The organism is Aquabacterium sp., from assembly GCF_004297345.1.
Taxonomy (GTDB): domain Bacteria; phylum Pseudomonadota; class Gammaproteobacteria; order Burkholderiales; family Burkholderiaceae_C; genus Aquabacterium.
On record NZ_SCTN01000147.1, the window covers coordinates 1 to 7,007 of the forward strand.

A 7,007-nucleotide genomic window follows, 5' to 3' on the forward strand; every position below is an offset into this window, starting at 1 on the left:
TGCAACACGCGATCAAACTGGCTCATCCAGAACTCGCGTGACTTCTCACCGTAGCCTTCCGGGAATCGATCCCGCTTGAAGATCATCTGGTAGGACACGATCAGCAACGGAAAGCGTGTCACGCCGCCCTTGCTGCCCATGCCGCGCTGCAACTCCAGCGGCTTGTAGGCCATCGTGGGCGCGGCCATCATGTCCAGCGCACCATTGTTGAACTTGATGTGGAAATTCGAGATGTCCGTGGACACAGGCACGGCGTTGATGCGCTGGATCATCGCGGCCTGAGCCTTGTCGTAGTCAAAGGCGGAGATGCGCTTGCCGGCCAAGGCCTCAACCGAACTGAGCTTGCGATCGTTCACGAAAGGATAGGCGGCGCCAGCCGGGGCGATGCCACCCACCTCGTAGTTGCCGTTGGTCATCAGCTTGGTGACCTGGGGCGAGGGTGCCGCATAGGTCTGGATCAGCTTGCGCAGCACCTCGTAAGTGCCCTGCATGTCCACCTTGCCGTTACGCAAGATGGTGGTGGAGCCGAGCGAGTCGATCGACGCCGCTACCGAGTTGAACTGGCGCGTGCGAAAGGCCGTTGCCACCATGGCATCGCAATTGCCGTTCTTGAACTCTTCGGTGGCCTGCGCTTCGTTGTTGAAGCCCTTCAACTCCAGATCCACGCCGTAGCGCTGCATGGCCACGGCATAGTCCTTGGTCAGGTTGTACATGTCACCGGCTGCGCCCAGGAAATCGAACACGCAGAACTTCTGCCCGGCCTGAGCCTGGCTGGTGAAGGATGCCAGCACGCAGACAGCGGTGGCGAGTGCGATGTGGCGTACCGTTTTCATGGTTCTAGAGGCTATCCCTGGTTGTGACCGACAAGCTTTGACCATTGTCAGTGCACACGTGTATCGATATTCCTGGAGTCAGGCAATCGATGTAACGGAGTGCGTCATTCCAGGCTATTCATGCCTGCGATCAAACAAGACGTGGCCAAGAGGCTACAAGCTCATTGGTCTCTTGATCAATCACGCCAGCAGCCTGCAGCCGTACACAAGACATCGCTGACAGCGCCCCCAGTCCGTTCACCTGGCCCATCAGACGGTGAGGCCTTTGTACACCAAGCTGGAGAAATGGGGCGACTAAGCAAGGCTCAGAGCCTGACGAGCCGCGCCAGTGCACTTTCCAGCGTGGCCGCCGACTTGGCAAAGCAAAAGCGGATCACGCCATGATCGTCCCCGTTCGGATAGAACGCTGACACAGGAATGGCCGCCACACCATGCTCGCGCGTAAGGCGCTCGACAAAAGCGCGATCACCTTCATCGCTGATGGCGCTGTACTTCACGCACTGGAAGTAGGTGCCCTGGCAAGGCAACAGCTCGAAGCGTGAGCTACTCAGGGCCTGCCGGAAGATATCGCGCTTGCCTTGATACAACGCCTTGAGTTGCTCGTACCAACCGGGGCGCTTCATGAACTCGGCCAGCGCATATTGCGAAGGTGCGTGCACCGTGAACACGATGAACTGGTGTGCCTTGCGGAACTCGGCCATCAGCTCGCGGGGCGCCAGGCAGTAGGCGATCTTCCAGCCGGTGATGTGATAAGTCTTGCCGAAGCTGGAGACCACGAAGCTGCGCTCGGCCAGGCCGGGATAACGCAACACGCTTTCGTGGCGGGCCTGGTCAAACACCATGTGCTCGTAGACTTCGTCACTGACGATGACGATGTCGGTGTCCTTGACCAAAGCCTCGAGCGCGGCCATGTCATCCGCCGTCCAGACCGTGCCTGTCGGGTTGTGCGGCGAGTTGATGATGATCATGCGCGTGCGCGGCGTGATCAGCGCCTTGACTCTCGCCCAATCAGGTCGGTAGTCAGGCAGGCTCAGGTCTGCATAGACCACCTTGCCGCCTTGCAGTTCGATCGACGGGCCGTAGCTGTCGTACACAGGCGTGAAGACGATGACCTCATCGCCCGGATGCACCATCGCCGCCACGGCCGTGAAGATGGCCTGCGTGGCACCCGCCGTCACCGTGATCTCGTTGGCCACATCGTAGGCGGCACCGTACAGCGCCTGCACCTTGGCCGCGATGGCTTCGCGCAGCACCGGTGCGCCTGTCATCGGGGCGTACTGGTTGTGGCCCGCCTTGGTCGCCTCGTTCAGCAGCGCCAGCAGATCTGCCGGCGCATCGAAATCCGGGAAGCCCTGCGACAGGTTGATCGCACCGTGCTGCTGCGCCAGCGCGGACATGACCGTGAAGATCGTGGTGCCGACGTCGGGCAGGCGGGACTGGATAGGTCGAGGGTAAGAGGGCATGCTGCAAGCATAGCTTGAGCAGGGTGCACCGTCCTGACCGCATGAAGGCAACATCCAAACAACTGGTTGCAGTTTGACGGTCAGGCAAGCTCTAACATGATGGCCACATAAACAAAAGGGAGAACCTGATGCGCAGCATCCTGACAGGCGCCGTTCTGGCCGTACTGAGTCTTTCGGCTCAAGCGTACGAATTCGATTTCACCGCTCGTGTCACGTACACGGATGGCAGCCTCAGCGGCGTCAGCAACGACACCGTGTTCAGCGGTCACTTTCTGGGCAGCGACCCCATCGTGGACGCATTGACCTTGCCTGCTGCCAATGGATCATTCGTCAGTTACTCGTTCCAATCGGGCGAGGTCACGGCCAACATTGCTGGACACAGCGTGAGTGCGCAAAACCCGGGGATCGTCGTCATCGACAACATGGGTGGCAACGTCGAAGATGGCATCGACATGGCCAGTGGCCACGCCATGACGCTTGATGGCACCGTCTATGACGCCGGTTCATTCAACTTCAACCTGAGCACCAGGCACGGCAATACCGGCGTGATTCAAGGCTCGGAACTGCCCAACAGCATTGATGTCAGCGCCTTTGACGGACCTTCGTCACTGACTTACGGGGCCTTGCGGCGCGATGGCAAGCAGACCGGGACGATCCTGAGCTACCAGGTGCTTTCAGTCAGCGTGGTTCCGGAGCCCTCGGCCCTGGCCTTGATGGGGCTGGGTTTGCTGCCGCTCATTGCAACAGCCCGCCGCCGGGCTCAGCGCTGATCAGCCTGAAGCCCGCCTTCGTTTCCAACTGGCTCTGCGGGGCCAGTTTTACTTGGCCAATTCTTCGCGCATCGCGTCAATCACAGCCTTGTAGTTGGCTTGGCCGAAAATGGCGCTGCCAGCTACGAAGGTGTCCACGCCCGCATCGGCCACGCGACGGATGTTGTCCACCTTGATGCCGCCATCAATTTCCAGGCGGATGTCGCGACCGGACGCATCAATGATCTTGCGCACCTTCTCGGCCTTGCGCAGGGCGCTGTCGATGAAGCTCTGGCCACCGAAGCCGGGGTTCACGCTCATCAGCAGCACCACATCGACCTTGTCGATCACCCACTCCAGCACATCGATGGGCATGGCGGGGTTGAACACCAGGCCAGCCTGGCAGCCTTCGGCCTTGATCAGCTGCAGCGTGCGGTCCACGTGGGCGCTGGCATCGGGGTGAAAGGTGATGATGTCGGCGCCGGACTTGGCAAAGGCCTGGGCCAGGGCATCAACCGGCTGAACCATCAGGTGCACGTCGATGGGCACCTTGGTGCCATCGGCCTTGACCGAGTGCTTGCGCAGTGCCTGGCACACCATAGGCCCGAAGGTCAGGTTGGGCACATAGTGGTTATCCATCACATCGAAGTGGATCCAGTCTGCACCGGCGTCGATCACATTGCGAACTTCCTCGCCCAGGCGGGCAAAGTCAGCGGACAGGATGCTGGGGGCGATGCGGAAGGTGCGCGACATGAGTGAGAGCCTTGTGTCAGTGGATGGACAGGTGCCAGGCTGGGATTCTATCTACTCACACTGCGCCCACCCAGCGTGAGCCCGAACCTCATCGCCCAGATCCCGATTGGCAGGGATGACATGGCGCCACGATGCAAGCACTGGCGCAAACCCTTGAGCAAGTTAGGGATGGATCCTCAGGCGCAAGCCTCCTACATTGCCCAGGTTCCGATCACGCGTCAAATGCAGAGGCCAAACCCATGAAACTCAAACTCCTGTCGATGTCCTGCACCTTGGCACTGGCTGGCTGGACGCCCGCTTCGCAAGCTGCCGTGACCTTCAACACGTTCGTGGACAGCAGCGACCTGAGCAGCACCCTGGGCAACAACGCCACCATCGGCTTTGCTTATGCAGGCGACAAGTTCGTCGGCTCGGTCTATTACGGCAGCAACAACAACCAGTTGTACTCGACGGATCTGACTGGTGGCAATGTGGCCAAGTTCGGCTCGGCGATCTCGGGCTTCTCGGGCGAGATCTACGTGACCAGTTCGCTGGGTATTGGCGGCTATGGCCCACGCGACGTATTCGCCGGCTCGGAAGCAGCGGGGCGTGTGGTGCGTGTGGCGCATGACGGCAGCACGCAAGGTGATTTCGTCACCGGCCTGACGGGCGGCGTGCGCAGCATGGCCTTCGATCCCTACGGCATGTATGGCAACCAGCTCATCGTGGCCACCAACGCAGGCAACATCTACACGGTCAACAACACGGGCAGCGCCACCTTGCTGGCCAATGTGGGCGAAGACGCCGAGGGCCTGAGCTTTGCGCCGCAACAGTTCGGCACTTACGCCAAGGGGACGCTGTTTGTGGCCTCCGAGGGCTCTGGCACCTTGCGCGCCATCGCGCCCGGCGGCGGCATCACCAACGCGGTCACGGGCATCTACGGGGCCGAGATGGTGAGCTTCGTGCCACTGAACCTGGGCAGCAGCGGCAATCCGGTTGAAGGCTTCTATTCAGCCAATTACGCGCAAAACGTCATCAAGGCATCGGCCTCCGATTTCACGCCCTATCTGGGTGATGCCATCGTCACCTCCGAGACCTATCACACCGTACACCGCGTGCACTGGTCTGGCACGTCGTTCGACGTCAGCACGATTGGCCAATTCCCGGCGCAACCCGAGGACGGCATTTTTGTGACTGCCGATGTGATCAAGCCCAGCGTGCCTGAGCCCGAAACCTGGGCCATGGTCGTTGGCGGCCTGATGGTCTTGCCGCTGTTCCGCCGGCTGCGATCGCGACAGGGCTGAACCGCATCCGCGGGAAAGCAGACGCGCACAAAGCGCCAGCGCGGCACTAAATCACGCCGGCCCGCCATCCAGCCTGGGGAAAACACGCGCAACCCGCGTTGCCCGGTCGAGCGTTAATGTGGTCATGACACGCTCTTCGTTTTTGGCCAGGTTGAAACGGCTTTTCCTTGGCCTTGTACTGCTGCTTCCTTTCTGGGCGCAGGCGGACCAGTCCGTGTGGACGCTTGCCGGCGACGATGACGGCATCGCCCTCTATACGCGCAAGCTCCCCGGCAACACCTACAAGGACTTCAAGGGCATGATGCAGATCGATGCGCCCATGAAGCAGGTTGTGGCCACGCTGGCCGATGTGAGCACCATGCGCGAATGGTTCTTCCTGTTGCGTGAAGCGCGCTTCATCTCCGGCCCCAAACCGGGCGAGACCTTCGTGTACATGGCCATCAACGGCATCTGGCCCGTCAGTGCGCGCGATGTGGTGGCGCAAGTGTCGGTCAGGCAGGATCCCGATACGCATGTCATCCACGTGGATGTGCAAAGCCGCGACGGCATCATGCCGGCCCAGGCTGGCTACGTTCGCATGCCCCGCATGATTTCATCGTGGACACTGCGCCCCTTGTCACCCACCAAAACAGCGGTCGAACTGGAAGGCCATGGCGACCCGGGCGGCATGATCCCCATGTCCTTGGCCAATATGGTCGTGACGACCGTGCCGCGGCAATCCATGGAGAAGATGCGCGCCTATGTGATGCGCGCCAATTACACGGATCCGGAGCAACTGTATGCACGCAGCCCGCCGCTGCGTGATCTGGGCAGGCGCCTGGTGTTCCCGGAGTCCTGACGCGGATCAGGTGATCAGCACCGCGCGAAAGTCGTTCACATTGGTGAACGTGGGCCCCGTGAGGACCTGATCGCCCAGCGCGGCAAAGAAGCGCCCTGAATCGTGAGCGTGCAGCATGGCCCGGGCGTCCAGGCCCTGTGCCAATGCGCGCTGCAAGGTGTCTGGCCCGATCAACGCGCCTGCAGCCTCGCTCATGCCATCAATGCCATCGGTGTCTGCCGCGAGCATCCAGATGCCGGGCGTGCCTTGCAGCGCCAAGGCGGCACTGAGCATCAGCTCCGAGCAACGCCCGCCACTGCCTTGCGCCGAAGCCGCGGCATCCAGCGTGACCGTGGTCTCGCCACCAGATAAGAGCACGCAAGGTGCCTGAAAGGGCTGCTGATGGCGCGCCACCTGCATGGCCAGCACGGCATGCAGCATGCCCACATCACGGGCTTCGCCTTCCATCCGGTCACTCAGAATGTGGGCTGGATAGCCCGCCGCACGCGCGGCCTGGGCTGCGGCCTCCAGCATGTCTTGAGGTGTGGCGATCAAGTGGGCCCCGTGCTGCGCAAAGGCCTCGTCACCCGGTTTGAGGGACTCCAGCTCGCCTGAGGCCAATTGCGCCATGACGGCTGGCGGCAAGCTCAAGCCATAGCGCGCCACCACACGCAAGGTATCTTCACAGCTTGAGGGATCAGGCACGGTGGGACCACTGGCGATGTCTTCCAGGCGATCGCCCGGCACATCCGATATGGCCAACGTCAGCAAGCGCGCGGGGCGGCACAGGCGCGCCAGGCGCCCGCCTTTGATGGCAGACAGGTGCCGACGCACCGTGTTCATCTCGGTGATGCTGGCACCACAGCGCAGGAGCTGCCGATTCAGATCCTGCTCGTCTTGCAAGCTGCAGCCAGGCACGGGCGCAGCGAGCAAGGCCGAGCCACCACCGGAGATCAAGGCGATCACCAGATCATCAGGCGTCAAGCCTTGCAGCGCCTGCACGATATGGTGCGTCGCGTCCATCCCCGCTTGATCAGGGACGGGGTGCGCGGCTTCTTTCACCACGATGCGCGCGGGCGGCAGATCGCACGGCGGCACGTGGCCATAGC

At 61.7% G+C, this 7,007-nt stretch carries 7 protein-coding genes; 3 read left to right on the plus strand and 4 right to left on the minus strand.

Annotated features, from left to right (window positions below):
• The coding region (locus EPO09_RS04755; protein WP_290640699.1) for a putative solute-binding protein at positions 1–833 on the minus strand (833 nt) is incomplete at its 3' end.
• A 305-nt stretch (positions 834–1,138) separates the two neighbouring features.
• Complete coding sequence (locus EPO09_RS04760; protein WP_290640701.1) at positions 1,139–2,296, minus strand: pyridoxal phosphate-dependent aminotransferase; 1,158 nt, start codon at positions 2,294–2,296, stop codon at positions 1,139–1,141.
• A gap of 128 nt (positions 2,297–2,424) precedes the next feature.
• Between EPO09_RS04760 and EPO09_RS04765 the strand changes: the two genes are divergently transcribed.
• Positions 2,425–3,066, plus strand: a complete 642-nt coding sequence (locus EPO09_RS04765) for a PEP-CTERM sorting domain-containing protein (RefSeq protein ID WP_290640702.1) — start codon at positions 2,425–2,427, stop codon at positions 3,064–3,066.
• Between the two features lie 48 nt (positions 3,067–3,114).
• On the opposite strand, the gene rpe is transcribed toward EPO09_RS04765, so the two are convergent.
• On the minus strand, positions 3,115–3,798 hold the full coding sequence (gene rpe / locus EPO09_RS04770) for a ribulose-phosphate 3-epimerase (protein ID WP_290640703.1): 684 nt from the start codon (positions 3,796–3,798) through the stop codon (positions 3,115–3,117).
• A 239-nt stretch (positions 3,799–4,037) separates the two neighbouring features.
• Here rpe and EPO09_RS04775 point away from each other — a divergent pair, with 239 nt between their 5' ends.
• Both EPO09_RS04775 and EPO09_RS04780 read left to right on the plus strand, forming a co-directional pair.
• The gene (locus EPO09_RS04775; protein WP_290640705.1) at positions 4,038–5,081 is read left to right on the plus strand and encodes a hypothetical protein; all 1,044 of its coding nucleotides are present in this window, start codon (positions 4,038–4,040) and stop codon (positions 5,079–5,081) included.
• A gap of 124 nt (positions 5,082–5,205) precedes the next feature.
• Entirely contained in the window at positions 5,206–5,919 is a 714-nt protein-coding gene (locus EPO09_RS04780) for an START domain-containing protein (protein WP_290640706.1), read from the plus strand.
• Positions 5,920–5,925: 6 nt separating this feature from the next.
• Here the strand turns inward: EPO09_RS04780 and EPO09_RS04785 are convergent.
• Positions 5,926–7,007: glycerate kinase (locus tag EPO09_RS04785; RefSeq protein ID WP_290640708.1), on the minus strand; the 1,082-nt coding region annotated here is incomplete at its 5' end.

What these genes read in the sequence shown, in the direction of transcription:
- EPO09_RS04765 (WP_290640702.1), top strand. Translation starts at nt 2,425, where the DNA reads ATGCGCAGCATCCTGACAGGCGCCGTTCTGGCCGTACTGAGTCTTTCG.
- rpe (WP_290640703.1), bottom strand. Translation starts at nt 3,798, where the DNA reads ATGTCGCGCACCTTCCGCATCGCCCCCAGCATCCTGTCCGCTGACTTT.
- EPO09_RS04780 (WP_290640706.1), top strand. Translation starts at nt 5,206, where the DNA reads ATGACACGCTCTTCGTTTTTGGCCAGGTTGAAACGGCTTTTCCTTGGC.
- EPO09_RS04775 (WP_290640705.1), top strand. Translation starts at nt 4,038, where the DNA reads ATGAAACTCAAACTCCTGTCGATGTCCTGCACCTTGGCACTGGCTGGC.
- EPO09_RS04760 (WP_290640701.1), bottom strand. Translation starts at nt 2,296, where the DNA reads ATGCCCTCTTACCCTCGACCTATCCAGTCCCGCCTGCCCGACGTCGGC.